The organism is Tateyamaria sp. LSS28 (assembly GCF_059611725.1).
In genome coordinates this window covers 95280-113073 of record NZ_JCAPFI010000008.1, presented here as the reverse complement: position 1 = coordinate 113073, position 17794 = coordinate 95280, and the positions used below count along the sequence as shown (strand labels likewise).

Below are 17794 nucleotides of genomic sequence, written 5' to 3'. Positions count from 1 at the left end.
GGCGCCGCCCCTCACACTCCCCGTGGTATTTTCGGTCAGAAGAAAGAGTCAGGCTTTTTCCGCGGTTTCCAACTTCTCCAGATCTTGCATCCATAGGGCTTCGGCGCGATCGAGCGCGTCCATGACCTCGGCATACTTCTTTTGCCAGACCTCCATCTCTCTGATCTTGGCGTCTTCATAAAGGTCCGGATCGGCAAGTTTGTTGGCGAGCTTGTTCCGCATCTGGTTCAACTTTTCCACGCGCGCCTCGGATTTGCGCAGTTCGGAGCGCAGCGCGACGACAACTTCGCGGCTGGGCTTTTTGGCTTTCGGTGGTTCGGCCTTGGCCCCTTTTGCAGGTTTGCCATCGCTAAGCAGCAGCTTGCGGTACGCTTCGAGGTCGTCCTCAAACGGTTTGACCGTACCGTTAGACACCAGCCACAGCCTGTCCGCGACGAGTTCGAGCAGGTGCATGTCGTGGCTGACCAGGATGACGGCACCCGTGTAGTTCGTCAGGGCTTCCACCAAGGCTTCGCGGCTTTCGATGTCTAGGTGGTTGGTTGGTTCGTCGAGGATCAGCATGTGAGGCGCATCGAGCGTTGCCAACAGCAGAGACAAGCGTGCCTTTTGCCCGCCAGACAGCCGACCGACCAAGGTGTCGGCCTGTTCTGCCATCAGTCCGAAACCTGACAGCCGTGCGCGCCATTTCGCCGGGGATTCCGAGGGACGTTCCCGGCGCAGGTGATCAAGCGGGGTTTCATCCACGTGCAATTCGTCCACCTGGTGCTGCGCAAAGTACCCGATCCGCAGCTTGGACGATTTGGTCATCTTGCCAGACATGGACGGCAGGCGATCGCTGAGCAGCTTGGACAAGGTGGATTTGCCCTGACCATTCTTGCCCAGCAGCGCGATGCGGTCGTCCTGATCGATGCGCAGGTTTAGCTTGGACAGAACGGTGGTGTTGCCATAGCCGGTGCTGGAGCCATCGAGGTGGATAATGGGCGGCGACAGTTCCTCGGGGTTGGGGAAGTCGAACCGCTTCAGACCCGCTTCTTGCGGGGTTGTGATGGGTTGCATCTTGGACAATGCCTTGAGCCGCGATTGCGCTTGCCGGGCCTTGTCGGCCTTGTAGCGGAAGCGGTCCACATAGGATTGCAGGTGGGCGCGGCGGGCTTCCTGTTTCTTGGCCATCGCGGCGGCATTGGCCAGCTTTTCGGCCCGTTGCCGCGCGAACTGGTCGTAGGGGCCCTGGTAGTAGGTCAGCTTGCGGTCCTCGAGGTGCAGGATCGCGCCCACGGCCCGGTTCAGAAGGCCACGGTCGTGGCTGATGATGACGACTGTGTGCGGGTATTTGGCAAGGTAGGATTCCAGCCACAGCGCCCCTTCGAGGTCGAGGTAGTTCGTTGGTTCATCGAGAAGCAGCAGGTCGGGCTGTGCAAAGAGCACCGCAGCCAGTGCCACGCGCATGCGCCAGCCCCCGGAGAAATCTGCGCAGGGCTTGAGCTGTTCGTCATCGTCAAAACCAAGACCCTTGAGGATCGTGGCGGCGCGCGCCTCGGCTGACCAAGCGTCGATATCGGCCAGGCGCGTCTGGATTTCGGCAATGCGTGTGGCGTCATCGGTGTCTTCGGCCAACAGGGCTGCGCGCTCTGTATCCGCCGCCAGAACCGTGTCGATCAGGGATGTGTCCGAGGCGGGAACCTCCTGCGCCACGCCGCCGATGCGCGCGCCGGAGGGCAGGGCGATATCGCCGGACTCCAAGGCCAGCTCCCCCCGGATCAGGCGAAAGAGCGTGGTCTTGCCCGTGCCGTTACGGCCCACGAGGCCAACCTTGTGTCCTTCGGGGATTACGGCGCTGGCACCCTCGAACAATGGGCGTCCTGCAATGGCGTAGGTGATGTCTGATATTCGCAGCATGGCCGCGCTCTAGCAGAGGGGGCAGGGGCGTGCTAGCCCCTGCGGATGACCCGAACCCAGCCACACCTTGCAACCCTTGTTTTGCTGACGGCGCTGAGCGTGCTGACGTTGAACATGTTCCTGCCCGCCTTGCCTGCCATGCGGGAGGCATTTGGCGTGTCCGAGGCGGTTATGGGGCGGTCAATCTCGCTTTACATGCTGGCGGCGGCGGTGCTGCAACTGCTGCTGGGCCCGCTGTCGGACAGGTTGGGGCGGCGGCCTGTCATTCTTGGGCTTCTGGTCCTTTATGCTGTGGCGTCCGTGCTGTGTCTTTTGACCGAGAACATCACGCTTTTTCTGATTGCGCGGACCGGTCAGGCCGTGGCGGTGGGTGGCGGCATTCTGGCCTCTGCCGTGGTGCGTGACATGTACGAGGGGCGTTTGGCAGCAGCGAAGTTATCGTTGATTGCCTCGGCCATGGCGATTGCGCCGATGCTTGCCCCGATGGTGGGTGGGCTGTTGGAAACTGCATTTGGCTGGCGTTCGGTCTTTGTGACCTATGCGCTGCTTGGAACCGTGTTGCTGCTGTGGTGCCTTCGCGATCTGGGAGAGACGCACGCGCCCGGCCCGGGGCGCAGTATGCGGGTGGGCGCGTTGCTGCGTGAACGGTTGTTCTGGGCCTATGTCGGGGTGCAGGCGCTGGGGGTCGGCGCGTTCTACATGTTTTTGACGGGGGCACCTTTTGTTGCGGCAGATGTGTTTGGTCTGGAGCCTGCGCAGATCGGTATCGCGCTCGGATCGACAACTGCTGGCTTTATGTTCGGCGCCGGTTTGTCGGCGCGATTGGTTGAGCGGGTTGGACCAATGCGCCTGATCTTGATCGGGCGGACGTTGCCGATTTTGGCGCTGGGGGTGGCGATCATCTACTACATGAACGGGGGCGTTTTGGTGGTGCCGCTGTTCCTGAGCACTATTGTGGTCGGGATCGGCAACGGGTTGTCGCTGGCCAATGCGAATGCCGGTGCGTTGTCCGTTCGACCCGACCTTGCGGGTAGCGCATCGGGGTTCAGCGGAGCGGTCGCGCTGGGGCTTGGCGCGGTGCTGAGTTGGTTGACCACAGCCGTGTTGGGCGATGGCGCGACGCCCGAGGGCCTGCTCTTGTTGATGCTTTCGGCGCTTGCCCTGGCGTTGACAATGGCGGTCGCCGCCGCTGCTTGGGAGCCGGGCGAGACAGGGGTTTCCAAGCACAAAACCCCATGATACGGGGGCCCAGATTTTCGCGCCGGGACGGTCCCGGCTGCGGCTGACAGGAGACACCCATGGCCCTCGAGCGCACCTTTTCCATCATCAAACCTGATGCAACCCGCCGCAATCTGACAGGCGCAATCAACGCCAAGTTCGAAGAAGCTGGCCTGCGTGTCGTTGCGCAAAAGCGCATCCACCTGACCAAGGCGCAGGCGGGCGAGTTCTACAAGGTGCACGCCGAGCGTCCCTTCTATGACGAGCTGTGCGAATTCATGGCGTCCGCTCCGATCGTGGCGCAGGTCCTGGAAGGCGAAGGCGCCATTGCCAAGAACCGTGAAGTGATGGGCGCGACCAACCCTGCTGACGCAGCCCCCGGCACCGTCCGTGCCGATTTTGCCGAAAGCGTTGGCGAAAATTCTGTCCACGGTTCGGACGCCCCTGAGACCGCTGCGGTTGAGATCGCGTACTTCTTCTCGGGGCTGGAGCTGGTGGGTTAATCCACCGCACATCCAGTGCGGATGAGACATGCCGGCGTGCCCTCTGGGTGCGCCGGTTTTTTTGTAGTTAATCAATGGTTAATGGAGCGGACGGGCAACGGGAATTCGTTTTACCAAAATCAAGTTCAAAGCATGCCTTTACTGGTCTGAAAAATATAGATAAAGATCATATCTGATCGGTGACATCACGGGGGCACCATCCGTACACCCCCTGTGCACCCCCCGTACACCGGAGTTGGGGATATGACAGTCACCGTCACAACATGTTGCGCAGCCGGAAGTGTTGGGTGTTTGCGTTAAGATCGCGTCACTGTGCCGTGCGCTGAGACGAAGTCCGAAGGCTCAGGCTTTGGCGATTACGCCGATTTCGTTCAATTTGCGCTCGAAGTCGCTGAGCCCTTTGTCGAATGCTTGTGCCTTGATTGAATCGAACCGTTTGCGCAGCTTTTTCTTTTCTTCGCCTTTGCAATCGTTCCAGGGGCGGCCCTGCAGGCCCATGACCAGAACGTAGTAGCCGATGAAATGTGGGCGCACGCCGGATTGCAGCAGGCGGGCATAGGCGTCATCCGCACCAAGCGTACGCAATGTGTCTGCATCCGGTATGCCAGCCTTGGCACAGGCGGCATCCATGGCTGGCCCAAGGTTGCGAATTGAAGAAACGGGATCGCTCATGGTCGCACGTTAGCTGCAGCGCGAGGGGCTGTCACCCGGGATCAGATACTGGCGTAGTCTGTGAAGTAGGGCGCTGGTTTGCCGTCTTTCTTGGAGCCCTGTTTCGGGGGCTTGGGACGCTCTTTGCTCGACATTTTGACACCTCATATATTTGAACACTCCGCGTTCGTGCGCGCGGTGATCACAGCCCAGCATGGAATTGTGCCGCCGGGATGGTTCAAATGTGGCGATTATGTGGCGTGTTGCAGCGTGTATTGCGTTACTTGTGAATACGGGTGATCGGGCGTGCAGATCACGTTTGGAAAGTCGGGATGGTTGACCGCATCCGGCCACCCCTGAGGTTCCAGCGCAACGCCTGTCAGTGTTGCAATGTCTGCTTCAGGGATCGTGGGAAGGAAAGCTCCAGAATAGACCTGCAACCCCGGTTCGGTGCTGGCAATCTCAAGAACATACGAGGGTGTTGTCAGTGTTGCCATGGGGGCTGGCTGAGCCTTCGCCTGTTTGGCAACGCAGAAATTATGATCTGTGCCCGGGTCGATGGGCCGCGCGGTCCGGTGGTCAAATGGTGTGTCTGCGACAGGCGCGACAACGCCTGTTGGCAGGTTGGCATGATCCGTGGGCAGGTAGTGCGTGGCGTGGATGCGGAGCGTATGTTCGGGCGTGACGCGCCAATAGGGGTGGTGCGCGATCGAAGCAGGTGTCGGGGTATCCGTTGTCATCGTGACCCGGAATGTCAGCGTGTTGTCGGCCACCTCGAACCAGACTTCGATATCGCGATTTCCCGGCAGCCCGCCGTGACCGTCTGGCAGGTGATGGGTCAGTTGCAGTGCGGTGCGGTCCTGCGCGGCGACCGTCCAGATGGCCCGGTCCAGCCCATCCGGTCCGCTGTGAAGCGCGGTGGTCCCGTTTTCGTTGCATGGCATCTGATGCGTCGTTTCGCCGATGGATACCTGTCCCCCGCAAACCCGGTTTGCAACTGGTCCCACGATGGTGCCGCCATAGGCATCGCGCAGCTCTTGGGACGTTGTATCATCTACGTCCAGAACAAGGTTTGGCCCATTGTCCAAACACAGGCTGCGCATGCGCGCCCCGTCGGGATCGAAGGTGGCAATCAGACGGTTGGAACGGATGGAGTATGTGGTGCTCATGCCTGCACAATGTCAAAGGGAACAGTCAGGTGCAAACAGGCAATACGGGCTAGGCGGGATACCGACGGACGTGTTTTTCTGCGTGACCGTGGCGCCGAGTGAGGTGCGTCTATCCCTCTGAATTCTATGGATTTACTTTGCCATCATAGCACGCAAAGGCGAGCTTGTTTCCGTCCAGATCGCGCACATAGGCCACATAGAATTTATCTCCGTAACTTTCTGGGCGGAAGCCCGGTTTGCCTTCGTCAGAGCCGCCACCACGCATGGCAGTCTCGTACAGCGCGTCGACCTCGGACGCGGTTTTGACCCGGAAGGCTGTCATGGTTCCATTACCCGTGCTGGCGGGGTTGTCGTCAAATGGATAGCAGACAAAGAACCGGGGCACTGTTTCGTCATCCTTGTCACCCCATGATACCACCTGCGGGTCCTCAAAGCAGAGCGGAAGCCCCATGTGTTCAAAGAGTGGCGCATAAAATGCCCTGGCTTCGTCCAGATCATCGGTTCCAAGTGTCACGTAGCCAATCATTTTGAGGTTCCCCGTTTTGTATTGTCTGGCTCTTGGCGGATGAAGCGCGTCGCCTTGGCGCCGCACTTGCAGACAGAATGGCAAGGTGCACCGAGTGACGCAAATGTGCATGCGCCATGTTCCGGCAAACGTCCGCTGTGCGATGGGGTGCTTACTTTCGTTTTCCTGTGCGCAATGGCAGCTTGGAGCGACAATCCCATCCGGGAGGCGGCATGCTGAAAACCATCGACCATGTGCAACTGGCCATGCCGCAAGGCGAGGAAGATGCGGCGCGCGCCTTCTATGCCGGCGTTCTGGGGCTCTTCGAAGTTTCGAAGCCCGAGAGTCTTGCGAAACGCGGCGGCTGCTGGTTCCAGCGTGGTGGTGTCAAGGTGCACCTTGGTGTGATGCAGGACTTTAGTCTGGCCACAAAGGCGCATCCTGCCTTTGTGGTTGATGATCTGTCCGAGATGCGGGGGCGGTGCGACGCGGCGGGTGTTGCCTGTGTTGACGACCAGCCATTGGAGGGGTTTGCACGCACCTATGTCTTTGATCCCTTTGGCAATCGGATCGAGTTGATGGAGCGTCTGTAGGCGCGAGCGTATCCCCATATAGCAGGCTTTGCTGTCGTGCACTCTTGCCCTGTTGCGCATTGCGGTGGCATGAGGTTCTGCAAGGGGGCCATCCATGACAGACACACCAATCTCGACCCACGATGCGGCGGCGGATGATCGCAACGATCACATCCTGATCTATGTGGATGGGCGCATTGTCCCGCGGGCGGAGGCTGTCGTGTCCGTCTATGACAGTGGCTTCATGTTGGGCGACGGGATTTGGGAAGGGTTACGCCTGTATGATGGGCATATCCCGTTCTTTGATGATCACCTGGATCGGCTGTTCGAGGCGTCGGCCTATACCGAGATCGAGATTGGGCTGGGCCGTGCAGCGCTGAAGCAGGCCGTTTGGGATACGCTTGCGGCCAACGGGATGGAGACGGATGTCCATATCCGCCTGATGGTGACGCGGGGCCGCAAGGCCAAGCCGTTCCAGCACCCGCATCTGAGCCTGTGGGGGGCGACCATCGTCATCATTGCCGAGCATTCAAAGCCCGATGAGAGCGTGGTCGAGCGTGGCATTCGCCTCCATACCGTGCCGCATCACCGGGGGCTGCCGCTGACGCAGGATTCGAAACTCAACTCTCATTCCAAACTCAACTGTATCATCGCCCTGAATCATGCCGTACGGGCCGGAGCGGACGAGGCGTTGATGCTTGACCCGTTTGGCTTTGTGAACACCACCAATGCCTGCAACTTCTTTATCGTGAAGAAGGGCGAGGTTTGGACGTCGACCGGGGATTACTGCATGAACGGGATCACCCGGCAGAAGGTCATTGATCTGTGCCGGACCGAGGGCATCCCCGTCTTCGAGCGCAACTATTCGCTGGTTGACACCTATGCGGCGGACGAGGTGTTTCTGACAGGAACCTTCGGTGCGCAAACGCCCGTGTTCGAGATTGACGGTCGCGTCATTGGCGGCGGCAGGGCCGGCCCTGTGTTCCTGCGCCTACGCGCGGCCTACAAACGGTTGATTAAGGCTGAACGCTGACGACCATCCGTGCGATGGGTCAACTGCTAGAAAGCATCGTATTCAATCGGTGCATCCATGAAAATGACACCTTATGGCGTGTCGTGGATGTGCGGGTGTTCGCTGGGGTGACCAAAGTATTCCGCAGTGGGTTCACCGTTGAGGCCCGAGGCATACAAAGCGCCGACACTGTTTGTGTGGTCGAGGCCAGGACTTTGCCGCACGCCAAAGCGGGCTGCGGTGCTTCCGGGTATTGAAATATCGGATTGGCTGTTTGGCTGGCTCGTAACGCCTGTACCGTGTTGCGTGCGCCGGTAAACAAGCAGATCTGCGCCACCGGCAACGTTGGCCTTGCCTTGATCCTTGCTGCCTGTGTCATGCGGCGTGCATTCCGGCCTTTGAGTGGAACTATTCCCTTTTGAACGCATGTGCGACGGACGAAGCGTTTTTGACAGGCTCCTTTGGTGCGCAGACCATGGTGTTCCAGGCCGGTGGTTGTGGGGGTTGGTAGGCTCGATTCCCTTGAGCTGGTGTGCGGAGCACAAGGCACTGATTGCCAGCCGACGTTGATCCGTTTGATGACGGAGAAGTCCCGCTTGATTTCGTGTCGGCGGAATTGTTCTGGTTGAAAACGACTGGCTTGTTACATCGCGACAGCACACGTTACCTTAAAAAGATACTCCGTGCCGAACATGCTGCCAAGTGCTGCGTATTGGGGGGCATGAGAAGTTTCGAGGGTGTACTGGTGTACGTGCTCTTGGCCTTTCCCCTCTTGCGTTAAACGAAGCCGCGTTGATGCTGGTGTTCGGGATTTTTGAATGTGTGGAGTTGCGTTTCTAAGAGCTTGAGGTTTCAAGGTGTACAAGGCTTTGACGGTGAGTTTGACGAGAAGAGTTCGTGCTTTTCGGAAGATCAGTTTGGGGGTTTTCGCAGCCTTCGCGCTTTCGGCTTGCACGCAGGTTTGGGAAACGAACTACGATCAGAATCCCAGCGCAGAACAATCGAAAGGTTGGCGACTGAATACTGTGTCGGTGGACGTACCGCGGACGCTGACCGTTACCGAAGCCAATACGTTCTCTGCAGAGGCAGATATCGTGTGGCGCGGTGAGCTGCCCGGTGACCGCTACGCACAGGTCGAACGCATTATGCGCGAGGCAATCGAAAAGGGAGCCGCGGGGTTGCGGAATCGGGGGCGTGCCGTCGATCTGCGCGTGACGGTGACCCGCTTTCACGCAGTGACGGATCGGACGCGGAGGCAGCTTTCGGCTGCGGGTGTGCACAACATCAACTTTGCCATTCAGGTCGTCGATGCGCGCAGCGGTGCGGTTCTGGCGGCGGAGCCGGACGTGTCGGCAGATCTTGTCGCCTTTAGCGGGCAGCAAGCTCTGGATGCAGAGGCGGCGGGGCAGACCCAGCGCGTTCGGATCGTGAACCATGTTGCAAATGTGATTGCAGGTTGGCTCGGGACAGGGCCGGATGTTCGGCAGACCTTTTCCCGCGTTGGTATTTGAGCGGCTCGTTTTTTCGGCAGCACCGACAGGTGCGCAAGACTTGTTTCGGCGGTATCGGGATGGTGCGGAAAACTCTCTAACTTGGGCTTCTTTGCTGCGCCCTTGTCGCATGCGGCTTCCCGCGTCTCGGACCGAATGCACGTGAAATACCTGCATTGGCAGAGGCGTTGAATGCAGAAGTGCTGGCTGTTCCCGTCGACGCCCGTGTTGCACGTATTGCTGGGTCAGAGGACTTCAGCGCGCGAAGCTGCTTTCCGAACAGCTGTCTGGCCCATGGCCGCATTGACGCGGAGTTTATTTATTCCTGTGATCTGTTGAGCGTGACGATCTCAGAAAACGTCGATGATGGACTGTTTGAAACGGTTGGTGGATCCACCACGCTGACCGAGATGCAGGTGGGCTTACGGTCGAATCCGAACTGACCGAGGTTCTGGTACAACGCGGTGAGACGACCGGCAGCATTTTGGCTGGATGATCTTTTGGCAGAGCTACGGTTTGATGTTGCTTTGCTCCCAGGGGATCAGATCACGGTCCGGCAGGACCGACGTGCCTTTACCGCGATCGGCACGGTGAGCGGGCAGGCCCTTGTCGAGTTTCCGAAACCAACGATCAACCTGATTGAAGCACTTGGCCTCGTCGGCGGCTTGGCACCGCAATCAGGCTATCCCAGCAGCGTGTTTGTCCTGCGCGAAGAGCCCCCGGAGTGGTAGCAACAGTTGGCAGGCGCGGCCTTTACCGGACAGCAGCAAGCCATCTATGCCTTTGATCTGACCCAACCATCTGGCCTGTTCTTTGGCGGACGGTTCAACATCGGGGATGGTGACATTCTGTATGCTTAGAGGCTCCGTATACCTAATTTCAGAAAGCGCTATCCGCTATCACTGGCGTTGCAACACCGGTTACAGGCATCAGCAATGCGATCTGATTGACCACGGATGTGGTGCTTCAGTACTGACGATGCACTTTTAGTTGGGGGAATTGGCTCCGGCGGTAGGGATCGAACCTACGACCAATTGATTAACAGTCAACTGCTCTACCGCTGAGCTACGCCGGAACGGTTTGCGCCGTATAGCAAGGCCGATTCAGGTCGTCCAGAGGGTTTTGCAGGCCCGTGAACAAAAAAATCAAACTCCACCAATGCGTGCAAAACGGGCGTCATGTGCCAATGGATCGCTGGCTTCGATCTCTGATCGACCCATCAGGTCGATCAGATGAGCTAATACGTTGCGCGTGGCAGCAGGCAAGAGAGCCTTAGGCGTATCCACATAGACAAGTTGGGCGATCTGCACTGCGGTGGCGGGCCCTTTGTCAAGCGTCGCAAGAATGGCGGCTTCCCGGGTGCGACGATGCGCGATCAACCATTCCAGCCGTGCGGTCGGGTCGATCACTGGGCCTCCATGCCCGGGATAGAAAACGCGCCAGCGCCTCCTGCACAGCTTTTCGCAGGAGGCCATGAAATCTGTCAGATCGCCGTCAGGTGGAGACACCAGTGAACTGGCCCATCCCATGACGTGATCCGCCGTCAGGCAAGCATCGCCAAACCCAAGGCAGATATGATTGCCGAGATGCCCCGGTGTGTGAATGACATCAAGGTGCCAATCCGGGCCGTTGATCACATCCCCGTCGCGTAGTCGGGTGTCGGGCGCAAAGGATATATCGACACCCTCTCCTCCGCCCGCAAGCCCGTTGTCCACTAGGCTTTGCATGACGCTGCTTCGCCCATCCGTTGCTGTTCCAAACGCGAGAACGGGTGCGCCTGTGGCCTTGGAAAGGGGGGCAGCCAAAGGAGAATGATCCAGATGTGCATGTGTCACGATGATATGCGATACAAATTGTTCTGAACCGATTGCTCCCATGACCGCGTCAAGGTGCGCGGCGCTGTCTGGGCCCGGGTCGATCACCGCCAAAGCGGTTGTGCCGACGAGGTATGTATTGGTGCCTCGATAGGTCATCGGCGATGGATTTGGTGCCACGATGCGGCGCAGTCCGGGTTCCAGTACTTCGGAGATACCTATGGGTGGATCAAAATCGTCTGGCGGCAGCATGGTGGTCTTTCGTCCGGGATCGCGGCTCGATAGGGTTTACGCCATGTCCTTTGCCTGGCTCAAACAATATATGCCCCGTGGCATCTACGCGCGCGCCGCGCTGATCCTTCTTCTGCCGGTTGTGGTCGTGCAGCTTGTCGTGTCTGTCCTTTTCGCCCAGCGCCATTTCGAAGGTGTGACGGTTCAGATGGCTGACACGGTCGAACGCGAGATAAACCTAGTATTGAACGTTTTGTCTGATCTGCCACCTGACGCCGATGTGACGCAGGCCGTACTAGATGCAACCGGTCCGCTGGCCATGATTGTGCAGCGTATTCCGGAGGAGGCACTGGATGCGCCCAATCAACGCGATTGGGATGACTTTTCCGGGCGTGTTGTGATCCGACGTCTGGGGGAGACGATCCCAGCGATCCGTTCCTTCGATCTGTCCGGGAGCGGTTTGGTGCAGATTGCAGTCGAAAGTGGAACCGGGCCGGTTTCCATCACCTTTGACAGACGCCGCGTTTCGGCCCGAAACCCGCACCAATTGCTGGTCTACATGGTCGTCTTCTCGGTCCTGACGACCTTTGTGTCGTTTATCTATCTGCGCAATCAGCTGCGCCCGATCCGGAGGCTTGCAAGGGCTGCCGAAGCTTTTGGGCGGGGACGTCATCTGGCCTATGTACCGGCGGGTGCCACTGAGTTGCGGGCAGCCGGGACTGCTTTTGTCGACATGCGCAACAGGATCGAAAGGCAGATGGAGACACGGACACTCATGTTGTCAGGCGTTAGCCATGATCTGCGCACGCCTCTGACGCGGATGCGATTGGCCCTTTCGATGGTCGATGACGACACGCGCGACGCTTTGGAAGCGGATGTCGACGACATGCAGAACATGATCGACGCGTTTCTTGACTTCGCGAAGGGCGATGGGGAAAGCGAGCCAAAGGCGGTAGATCCGATTGCACTGGCCCAAACACTTGTCGAAGATGCGCAGCGGGGTGATCAACCGGTGACGTTGCACGAGGTGAATGGGCAGGGCACGGTCATGCTGCGCCCGATAGCGATGCGCCGGGCGCTTGGTAACTTGATCAGCAACGCGGTGCGCTACGGCAGGCGCGCCGAGGTCAGCGTGGCACTTACCGAGAAGTCGCTGCGCTTCCGGGTCGAAGATGATGGTCCGGGCATTCCAGAAGACCGCCGCGCTGATGCGCAGCGCCCCTTCACCCGTCTTGATCCGTCGCGAAATCAGGACAAAGGCGGTAGTGTCGGGCTGGGATTGGCCATCGCCACCGACATTGCGCGCGCCCATGGTGGCGTGCTGCGCCTCGGCGAAAGCGAGCGGCTCGGTGGTCTGCGTGCCGATATCGTCATCGCCCGGTGACGTGCCGCAGCGGCACGCTTGCCGCGCAGGACGGATCGGTTTTACTGGCGACATAGCACAGCAGGAGCGCCTGAAATGACACCGTATGACATGATTCGCGACCAACTCGGCAAGGCGGTGCCATTTGCCAACCACGTTGGGGTTGAACTGCTTGAAGTTGGCGACGGTATTGGTGTCGCAGCACTGGACCAACGGCCTGAAACATCCAACCACATCCAGAGCCAGCATGCAGGGGCCATGTTCACCCTGGGCGAAGCCGCATCAGGTGCTGCCCTTGCTGGTGCTTTTGGTCCCATGATCTTTCAGGCGCGGCCCGTCGCATCCGGCGCCAACATCTCTTACGTCAAGATCGCGAAGGGGCGTCTTGAGGCCCACGCCAAAACCGAACGTCCGGGGCCGGAACTGGTCAAGGAACTGCAAGAAGTGGGCAAGACGGCCTTCGACATCAATGTTGATATCCGCGACGACGATGGTGATACGGTTGTCACTATGACGGTCGGCTGGCACGTCCGCAAAGCATGAAGGGCGGTTGGTAGGCCCGGCAGGACTTGAACCCGCAACCAAAGCGTTATGAGCGCTCTGCTCTAACCAATTGAGCTACAGGCCCGCCTGATCCCGGGGATAGCATCGCCACCCCGGGTGTCAAGACAGGCGACGGCTTAGAACCGGTAGCGTGCACCGATAAAGACAGCGTCGATATCCCGAAAGGATTCGGTCGGCGTTTCCGCGCTGAATGTGCGGAAGCCGCCGTAGACCTCGGTGTTCAGTCGATCGATCTTTTGCACCGCGAAAATACTGTAGCTTTCAGAGTCGCTGCCGTTCACCGCCTGATCGCTGCCATCATAGAAATCGACAGCGAATGACGTGCTGCCCCACGGCAGAAGATCCTGCTTCTGATAGCCCAGTTTCACATAGTTAAAGCCGGGGTCTTCACGACCGGCTGTATCCAGGTCGTCGGTCCCGGATGCAAAGGTGACATTCAGGCCAGTAGGATCGTGAAAGGCCGAAACTGAGCCCGCAACCCGATCCACCTCGTCAATCTGGGCATAGGCGATACCGCCACGCACACGCACATCGCCAAACGTTCGTGTGTACCGGATGGCAATGTCGCTATTGCTGTCTTCGCCGAAGGAAACGGACGCCACGAAACCACCGCCAAACGTGGGCGTGTCGTAGCGGAAACGTTCGACCCTGCTGATACCGTCGAAGTTTGAGAAGAAATTGCCGACAGTTTTGCCGCTAAAACCACCCGTAGCCGTGCGGAATATCTGGCCACCCGCAATCAGGCCTACGTCGGAATAGTTGCCAAGGGCTGTTCCCGACAGGTCAATCTCTGAAATCCCGTTCGAGGCAGCGTCGCCTTGTCCATAGGCGAAGTTACCGTAGGGCGTGTTCGCAAACAGCTCGAACTTGCGTTCGTTGGAAACGGATGAGCTGATGTCCGAATTCAATTGGCTAACCGAGTTTGAAGAGGAAAATTCGAACTCATACTCTACCAGGGCACCGATGACATAGTTTCCGAAGCTGTAAGCTGCCCGCGCGGTCAACCGTGTCGATGAGTTGTCGTTGTCCACGAAGAACTCGTTGCTCTCTACTCCGTCATCCGTGAACAGGAAGGCGCGGTTGATCTGACCACCCAAGGTGAAAGAGAAGCCGCCATCCTGAACGTCGACAATCTCGGCCTGGGCAGCGGGCACAGAAAGCGAGATCGCCGTCAGGGATGATCCAATGAGCAGGCGGTGAAACGTCATGGCGATGTCCTTTGAGTGGTTGGTGCAAGAACTGTGTCACGTTCTCGCAGCCTCGAATACGAGGTGTCACGAGAGGGTGACGCGCTGTGAGGGGCGCGTGAAACGCGGCGCAGCGGCGCAGAACTGCATTTCCTTTTGCAACGCCACCTGTCTTCACGTTAAGGGGCAGGCGAGCCCCCGGGGAGATTGAGAATGACCAGTAACAAGAACGGACTGACCTATGCGCAGGCCGGTGTCGATATCGACGCAGGCAACGCTCTGGTCGAGCGGATCAAACCGGCTGCCGCAGCCACGAAACGGGCAGGGGTTGCATCCGGGCTGGGTGGCTTCGGGGGATTGTTCGATCTGAAAGCTGCCGGTTTTGTCGATCCGGTGCTGGTGGCCGCCACGGATGGTGTCGGGACCAAGCTGCGGATCGCTATCGATACCGGAAACGTGGACGGCGTGGGTGTCGATCTGGTGGCGATGTGCGTCAATGATCTGGTCTGCCAAGGCGCGGAGCCGCTGTTCTTTCTGGATTACTTCGCCACCGGCAAACTGGAACTCGATCAGGCAGCACGTATCATCGAAGGTATTGCGCGGGGGTGTGAGGCCTCCGGATGCGCATTGATCGGTGGTGAGACCGCAGAGATGCCGGGAATGTATCCTGCGGGTGACTTTGATCTTGCCGGTTTCTCCGTTGGCGCAATGGAGCGGGGTACGGCCCTGCCAGCGGGCGTGGTCGAGGGCGATGTGCTTTTGGGATTGGCCTCAGACGGTGTGCATTCCAACGGATACTCGCTGGTCCGCAAGATCGTCGAAACCTCTGGGTTTGGCTGGGACGATGCTTGCCCATGGGGCGAAGGAAGCCTTGGCACGACCCTGCTGACGCCCACGCGGCTTTACGTCAAGGCGGCGCTGGCTGCGATCAAGGCGGGCGGCGTGCACGGCTTTGCCCACATCACCGGCGGTGGTCTGACCGAAAACCTGCCGCGTGTGCTGCCCGAGGGGATGGCTGTGCATGTGGATTTGGACGCATGGGAACTGCCATCGGTCTTCCAATGGCTTGCGGCGCAAGGCGGCATGGATCAAGCCGAAATGCTCAAGACCTTCAACGCCGGTATCGGGATGGTTGTGGTTGTGGACCCGGCCTCTGAAGTCGATGTGACAGCCGCACTCGAAGGCGAAGGGCAGGTCGTTACCCGGATCGGCGCGGTCGAAGCAGGGCAGGGCGTGCGCTACTCCGGGGCGCTTCTTTGAAAAAACGTGTCGGGATCTTTGTCTCGGGTGGCGGATCAAACATGCGTGCGCTGGTCGAGGACATGGATGCGTCGCATCCCGCCACGCCGATCGTCGTTGTTTCGAACAAGGCCGATGCTGGTGGCATCGCGTGGGCGAAAGACGCCGGGCTTGCCACGGTGGTGGTCGATCACCGGCCTTTCGGAAAGGATCGTGCCGGGTTTGAGGCGGCGATCTCGGAAGCCCTTGATCCCTTTGAGTTGGACCTGATCTGCCTGGCCGGGTTCATGCGCGTGCTCACGGCAGGCTTCGTGACGCCATGGCGCGGGCGCATGTTGAACATTCATCCCTCGCTTCTGCCCAACTACCGTGGTTTGCACACCCATGCCCGAGCGCTTGAGGCGGGCGATACCGAACACGGCTGCACCGTGCATCTGGTCACGCCCGAACTGGATGATGGCCCGATTCTCGGACAGGCGCGCGTGCCCGTTCGGCCGGGCGATACGCCGGACGATTTGGCCGCCCGGGTGCTGCAGCAAGAGCACATTTTATACCCGGCTGTGCTGCGCCGATTTGCCTCTGGCGATCGAACGCCCCTCCTGCTCTAGCCAGCGTGCGCGTGTTGGTGTAGGACCGGACAACCAGACGGTGAAAAGCAACAAAAAGAACCACCCATGAGAACTATCACAACCACGGACGCGTTGGCTGAATTCTGCACCGAGGCCCGCGCGCACCCGTATGTGACCGTCGATACAGAATTCCTGCGCGAACGGACCTATTACTCGAAACTCTGCCTTGTGCAGCTGGCCATGGCCGGCACAGATGACAGCAATGCCGTGCTGGTTGATCCGCTGGCTGATGGCTTGTCGCTTGAGCCGCTCTACGACCTTTTCCGCGACAAATCGGTGGTCAAGGTGTTCCACGCCGCACGGCAGGACCTCGAGATTTTCTATGTTGATGCGCAGGTCTTTCCCGAACCGCTGTTCGACACGCAGGTGGCCGCGATGGTCTGCGGCTTTGGCGAACAGGTGGGATATGAGACACTGGTGCGCAAGATCGCTAAGCAGTCACTCGACAAGACCTCGCGCTTTACCGATTGGTCGCGGCGGCCTCTGACGGACGCGCAGAAAACCTATGCGATTGCGGACGTGACGCACCTGCGGCAAATCTACGAATTCCTCGCGGACAAGCTGTCAGAAAGCGGGCGTGCGCGTTGGGTGTCGGAAGAACTTCAGACGCTGCTCAGCCCCGACACCTACATCATCAAGCCTGATGACGCCTGGAAACGGGTCAAGACACGCACGCACTCTGCACGGTTCCTTGCGGTGGTCCGGGAATTGGCCGCGTTCCGCGAAACCCACGCACAGACACGCAATATCCCTCGCAACCGCGTGTTCAAAGATGATGCGCTGGTGGAACTGGCCAGCAACAAACCGAAATCCTTTGAGGACTTGAGCCGCTCACGACTGCTGCTGCGTGAGGCGCGCAAGGGCGACATCGCTGATGGCATCCTTGCCGCGGTCCAGCGCGGGGTGGACATGGACCCCGACATGATGCCGCGTCCCGACCGGTCGCGTGAAAAGCTGCAGGTTAACCCGGCCCTGGCCGACCTGCTGCGGGTGTTGCTCAAGGCCAAAACGGAAAGTGCGGGTGTTGCGGCCAAGTTGATTGCCTCTGCTGCGGACTTGGACGCGTTGGCGGCAGGGGTGCGGGATGTTCCTGCGCTGCAGGGCTGGCGGTCCGAAGTGTTCGGAACGGATGCGTTGAGGCTGTGCGACGGACGTGTTGCGCTTACGGCCAACGGGGCCGACGTTCAGATCATTCCACTGGATTGACGCGGTGTGTCAGCGCCGCGTGGTTGATTGCGCGTTGCGCAATCCCTCAACACGGATCACGCGGATCTCGGCCAATTCCTGATCGGTCAGGCGGCGGGCAGCCGTGACCGTGCGCACACGCTGGCTGAGCGTGCGTGTGGGGCGGTCGGAGTGAATGCCTCGCAACTGATAGGTCAGCACACCGTCAACAGGCAGGTTTTCGTCGCTCTCGGTGGTCAGACGCACGTCATACACACGGTCCTCGCCCGCGATGCCCGTGGCCCGTACGATGGCGCCTCCGGGGACCGGTTCAATCACCAGATCAGTGATCTGATCAATAGGGGTGCCGACATAGAGTTCCGTCTGGTCGCGCAGACTGGAAAACAGGCCCGCCCGTCGCGTTTCCGGGATCAGCGGGTTGGTCGCAGCCCTCGGGTCGGGCTGAACTGGTCCGGACCGGCTGTTGCCAAACCAGTTGATCGGGTTCACCCGGCTGTCACGCACAGCTGCGCAGGCCGACAGGGTCAACGTGGCAACCAGAAGGGCAGGTAAGATCAGGCGCATTG

The 17794-nt window shown here is 59.5% G+C and carries 20 protein-coding genes and 2 tRNA genes; 13 read left to right on the top strand and 9 right to left on the bottom strand.

Annotation, left to right across the window (positions count from 1 at the left end):
* Window positions 1-48 precede the first annotated feature (48 nt).
* Window positions 49-1896 (bottom strand): ABC-F family ATP-binding cassette domain-containing protein, encoded by a 1848-nt coding sequence (locus AC53L6_RS21485; protein ID WP_496909320.1) that lies wholly within the window; start codon window positions 1894-1896, stop codon window positions 49-51.
* A 45-nt stretch (window positions 1897-1941) separates the two neighbouring features.
* Here AC53L6_RS21485 and AC53L6_RS21480 point away from each other — a divergent pair, with 45 nt between their 5' ends.
* Complete coding sequence (locus AC53L6_RS21480; protein ID WP_496909319.1) at window positions 1942-3135, top strand: multidrug effflux MFS transporter; 1194 nt, start codon at window positions 1942-1944, stop codon at window positions 3133-3135.
* 59 nt (window positions 3136-3194) lie between these two features.
* Complete coding sequence (gene ndk / locus AC53L6_RS21475; protein ID WP_496909318.1) at window positions 3195-3617, top strand: nucleoside-diphosphate kinase; 423 nt, start codon at window positions 3195-3197, stop codon at window positions 3615-3617.
* Between the two features lie 342 nt (window positions 3618-3959).
* Here ndk and AC53L6_RS21470 read toward each other — a convergent pair whose 3' ends face one another.
* The 3 genes from AC53L6_RS21470 to AC53L6_RS21460 all read right to left on the bottom strand — a co-directional run bounded on the left by AC53L6_RS21470 (window position 3960) and on the right by AC53L6_RS21460 (window position 5951).
* Entirely contained in the window at window positions 3960-4289 is a 330-nt protein-coding gene (locus tag AC53L6_RS21470) for a TfoX/Sxy family protein (RefSeq protein ID WP_496909317.1), read from the bottom strand.
* A 230-nt stretch (window positions 4290-4519) separates the two neighbouring features.
* Window positions 4520-5437 (bottom strand): aldose epimerase family protein, encoded by a 918-nt coding sequence (locus AC53L6_RS21465; protein ID WP_496909316.1) that lies wholly within the window; start codon window positions 5435-5437, stop codon window positions 4520-4522.
* 124 nt (window positions 5438-5561) lie between these two features.
* Entirely contained in the window at window positions 5562-5951 is a 390-nt protein-coding gene (locus AC53L6_RS21460) for a VOC family protein (RefSeq protein WP_496909315.1), read from the bottom strand.
* Window positions 5952-6175: 224 nt separating this feature from the next.
* Here AC53L6_RS21460 and AC53L6_RS21455 point away from each other — a divergent pair, with 224 nt between their 5' ends.
* The 6 genes from AC53L6_RS21455 to AC53L6_RS21430 all read left to right on the top strand — a co-directional run bounded on the left by AC53L6_RS21455 (window position 6176) and on the right by AC53L6_RS21430 (window position 9876).
* On the top strand, window positions 6176-6535 hold the full coding sequence (locus AC53L6_RS21455) for a VOC family protein (protein ID WP_496909314.1): 360 nt from the start codon (window positions 6176-6178) through the stop codon (window positions 6533-6535).
* Window positions 6536-6629: 94 nt separating this feature from the next.
* Window positions 6630-7547, top strand: coding sequence for an aminotransferase class IV (locus AC53L6_RS21450; RefSeq protein WP_496909313.1), 918 nt, complete (start codon window positions 6630-6632; stop codon window positions 7545-7547).
* An 896-nt stretch (window positions 7548-8443) separates the two neighbouring features.
* Window positions 8444-9037, top strand: coding sequence for a DUF6778 family protein (locus AC53L6_RS21445; protein WP_496909312.1), 594 nt, complete (start codon window positions 8444-8446; stop codon window positions 9035-9037).
* Between the two features lie 155 nt (window positions 9038-9192).
* The gene (locus tag AC53L6_RS21440; protein WP_496909311.1) at window positions 9193-9459 is read left to right on the top strand and encodes a hypothetical protein; all 267 of its coding nucleotides are present in this window, start codon (window positions 9193-9195) and stop codon (window positions 9457-9459) included.
* 21 nt (window positions 9460-9480) lie between these two features.
* Window positions 9481-9747 carry a hypothetical protein gene (locus AC53L6_RS21435; protein ID WP_496909310.1) on the top strand — a complete coding sequence of 89 codons (267 nt, stop codon included), beginning with the start codon at window positions 9481-9483 and terminating at the stop codon, window positions 9745-9747.
* Between the two features lie 6 nt (window positions 9748-9753).
* Complete coding sequence (locus AC53L6_RS21430) at window positions 9754-9876, top strand: hypothetical protein (RefSeq protein ID WP_496909309.1); 123 nt, start codon at window positions 9754-9756, stop codon at window positions 9874-9876.
* Between the two features lie 140 nt (window positions 9877-10016).
* On the opposite strand, the gene AC53L6_RS21425 is transcribed toward AC53L6_RS21430, so the two are convergent.
* Window positions 10017-10091, bottom strand: a tRNA-Asn gene (locus AC53L6_RS21425).
* Window positions 10092-10161: 70 nt separating this feature from the next.
* Complete coding sequence (locus AC53L6_RS21420) at window positions 10162-11082, bottom strand: MBL fold metallo-hydrolase (RefSeq protein WP_496909308.1); 921 nt, start codon at window positions 11080-11082, stop codon at window positions 10162-10164.
* Between the two features lie 43 nt (window positions 11083-11125).
* On the opposite strand from AC53L6_RS21420, the gene AC53L6_RS21415 reads away from it, so the two are divergent.
* A complete protein-coding gene (locus tag AC53L6_RS21415) occupies window positions 11126-12445 on the top strand; it encodes an ATP-binding protein (RefSeq protein ID WP_496909365.1) in 1320 nt (439 codons plus the stop codon).
* Between the two features lie 75 nt (window positions 12446-12520).
* Entirely contained in the window at window positions 12521-12967 is a 447-nt protein-coding gene (locus tag AC53L6_RS21410) for a PaaI family thioesterase (protein ID WP_299206881.1), read from the top strand.
* An 8-nt stretch (window positions 12968-12975) separates the two neighbouring features.
* Here AC53L6_RS21410 and AC53L6_RS21405 read toward each other — a convergent pair.
* Both AC53L6_RS21405 and AC53L6_RS21400 read right to left on the bottom strand, forming a co-directional pair.
* Window positions 12976-13052, bottom strand: a tRNA-Ile gene (locus AC53L6_RS21405).
* A gap of 52 nt (window positions 13053-13104) precedes the next feature.
* Window positions 13105-14196: a hypothetical protein gene (locus AC53L6_RS21400; protein ID WP_496909307.1), complete on the bottom strand. Its 1092-nt coding sequence runs from the start codon at window positions 14194-14196 to the stop codon at window positions 13105-13107.
* A 192-nt stretch (window positions 14197-14388) separates the two neighbouring features.
* Between AC53L6_RS21400 and purM the strand changes: the two genes are divergently transcribed.
* The 3 genes from purM to rnd all read left to right on the top strand — a co-directional run bounded on the left by purM (window position 14389) and on the right by rnd (window position 17249).
* Window positions 14389-15435 carry a phosphoribosylformylglycinamidine cyclo-ligase gene (gene purM, locus AC53L6_RS21395; protein WP_496909306.1) on the top strand — a complete coding sequence of 349 codons (1047 nt, stop codon included), beginning with the start codon at window positions 14389-14391 and terminating at the stop codon, window positions 15433-15435.
* Window positions 15432-16022, top strand: coding sequence for a phosphoribosylglycinamide formyltransferase (gene purN / locus AC53L6_RS21390; RefSeq protein ID WP_496909305.1), 591 nt, complete (start codon window positions 15432-15434; stop codon window positions 16020-16022). Before purM ends, purN begins: the two co-directional genes overlap by 4 nt.
* Before the next feature lie 66 nt (window positions 16023-16088).
* A complete protein-coding gene (rnd, locus tag AC53L6_RS21385; RefSeq protein ID WP_496909304.1) occupies window positions 16089-17249 on the top strand; it encodes a ribonuclease D in 1161 nt (386 codons plus the stop codon).
* A 9-nt stretch (window positions 17250-17258) separates the two neighbouring features.
* Here rnd and AC53L6_RS21380 read toward each other — a convergent pair whose 3' ends face one another.
* Window positions 17259-17792 (bottom strand): hypothetical protein, encoded by a 534-nt coding sequence (locus AC53L6_RS21380; RefSeq protein WP_299206871.1) that lies wholly within the window; start codon window positions 17790-17792, stop codon window positions 17259-17261.
* Between the last annotated feature and the right edge of the window lie 2 nt (window positions 17793-17794).

What these genes read in the sequence shown, in the direction of transcription:
- AC53L6_RS21485 (WP_496909320.1), bottom strand. Translation starts at nt 1,896, where the DNA reads ATGCTGCGAATATCAGACATCACCTACGCCATTGCAGGACGCCCATTG.
- AC53L6_RS21480 (WP_496909319.1), top strand. Translation starts at nt 1,942, where the DNA reads ATGACCCGAACCCAGCCACACCTTGCAACCCTTGTTTTGCTGACGGCG.
- ndk (WP_496909318.1), top strand. Translation starts at nt 3,195, where the DNA reads ATGGCCCTCGAGCGCACCTTTTCCATCATCAAACCTGATGCAACCCGC.
- AC53L6_RS21470 (WP_496909317.1), bottom strand. Translation starts at nt 4,289, where the DNA reads ATGAGCGATCCCGTTTCTTCAATTCGCAACCTTGGGCCAGCCATGGAT.
- AC53L6_RS21465 (WP_496909316.1), bottom strand. Translation starts at nt 5,437, where the DNA reads ATGAGCACCACATACTCCATCCGTTCCAACCGTCTGATTGCCACCTTC.
- AC53L6_RS21455 (WP_496909314.1), top strand. Translation starts at nt 6,176, where the DNA reads ATGCTGAAAACCATCGACCATGTGCAACTGGCCATGCCGCAAGGCGAG.
- AC53L6_RS21450 (WP_496909313.1), top strand. Translation starts at nt 6,630, where the DNA reads ATGACAGACACACCAATCTCGACCCACGATGCGGCGGCGGATGATCGC.
- AC53L6_RS21420 (WP_496909308.1), bottom strand. Translation starts at nt 11,082, where the DNA reads ATGCTGCCGCCAGACGATTTTGATCCACCCATAGGTATCTCCGAAGTA.
- AC53L6_RS21415 (WP_496909365.1), top strand. Translation starts at nt 11,126, where the DNA reads ATGTCCTTTGCCTGGCTCAAACAATATATGCCCCGTGGCATCTACGCG.
- AC53L6_RS21410 (WP_299206881.1), top strand. Translation starts at nt 12,521, where the DNA reads ATGACACCGTATGACATGATTCGCGACCAACTCGGCAAGGCGGTGCCA.
- AC53L6_RS21400 (WP_496909307.1), bottom strand. Translation starts at nt 14,196, where the DNA reads ATGACGTTTCACCGCCTGCTCATTGGATCATCCCTGACGGCGATCTCG.
- purM (WP_496909306.1), top strand. Translation starts at nt 14,389, where the DNA reads ATGACCAGTAACAAGAACGGACTGACCTATGCGCAGGCCGGTGTCGAT.
- rnd (WP_496909304.1), top strand. Translation starts at nt 16,089, where the DNA reads ATGAGAACTATCACAACCACGGACGCGTTGGCTGAATTCTGCACCGAG.
- AC53L6_RS21380 (WP_299206871.1), bottom strand. Translation starts at nt 17,792, where the DNA reads ATGCGCCTGATCTTACCTGCCCTTCTGGTTGCCACGTTGACCCTGTCG.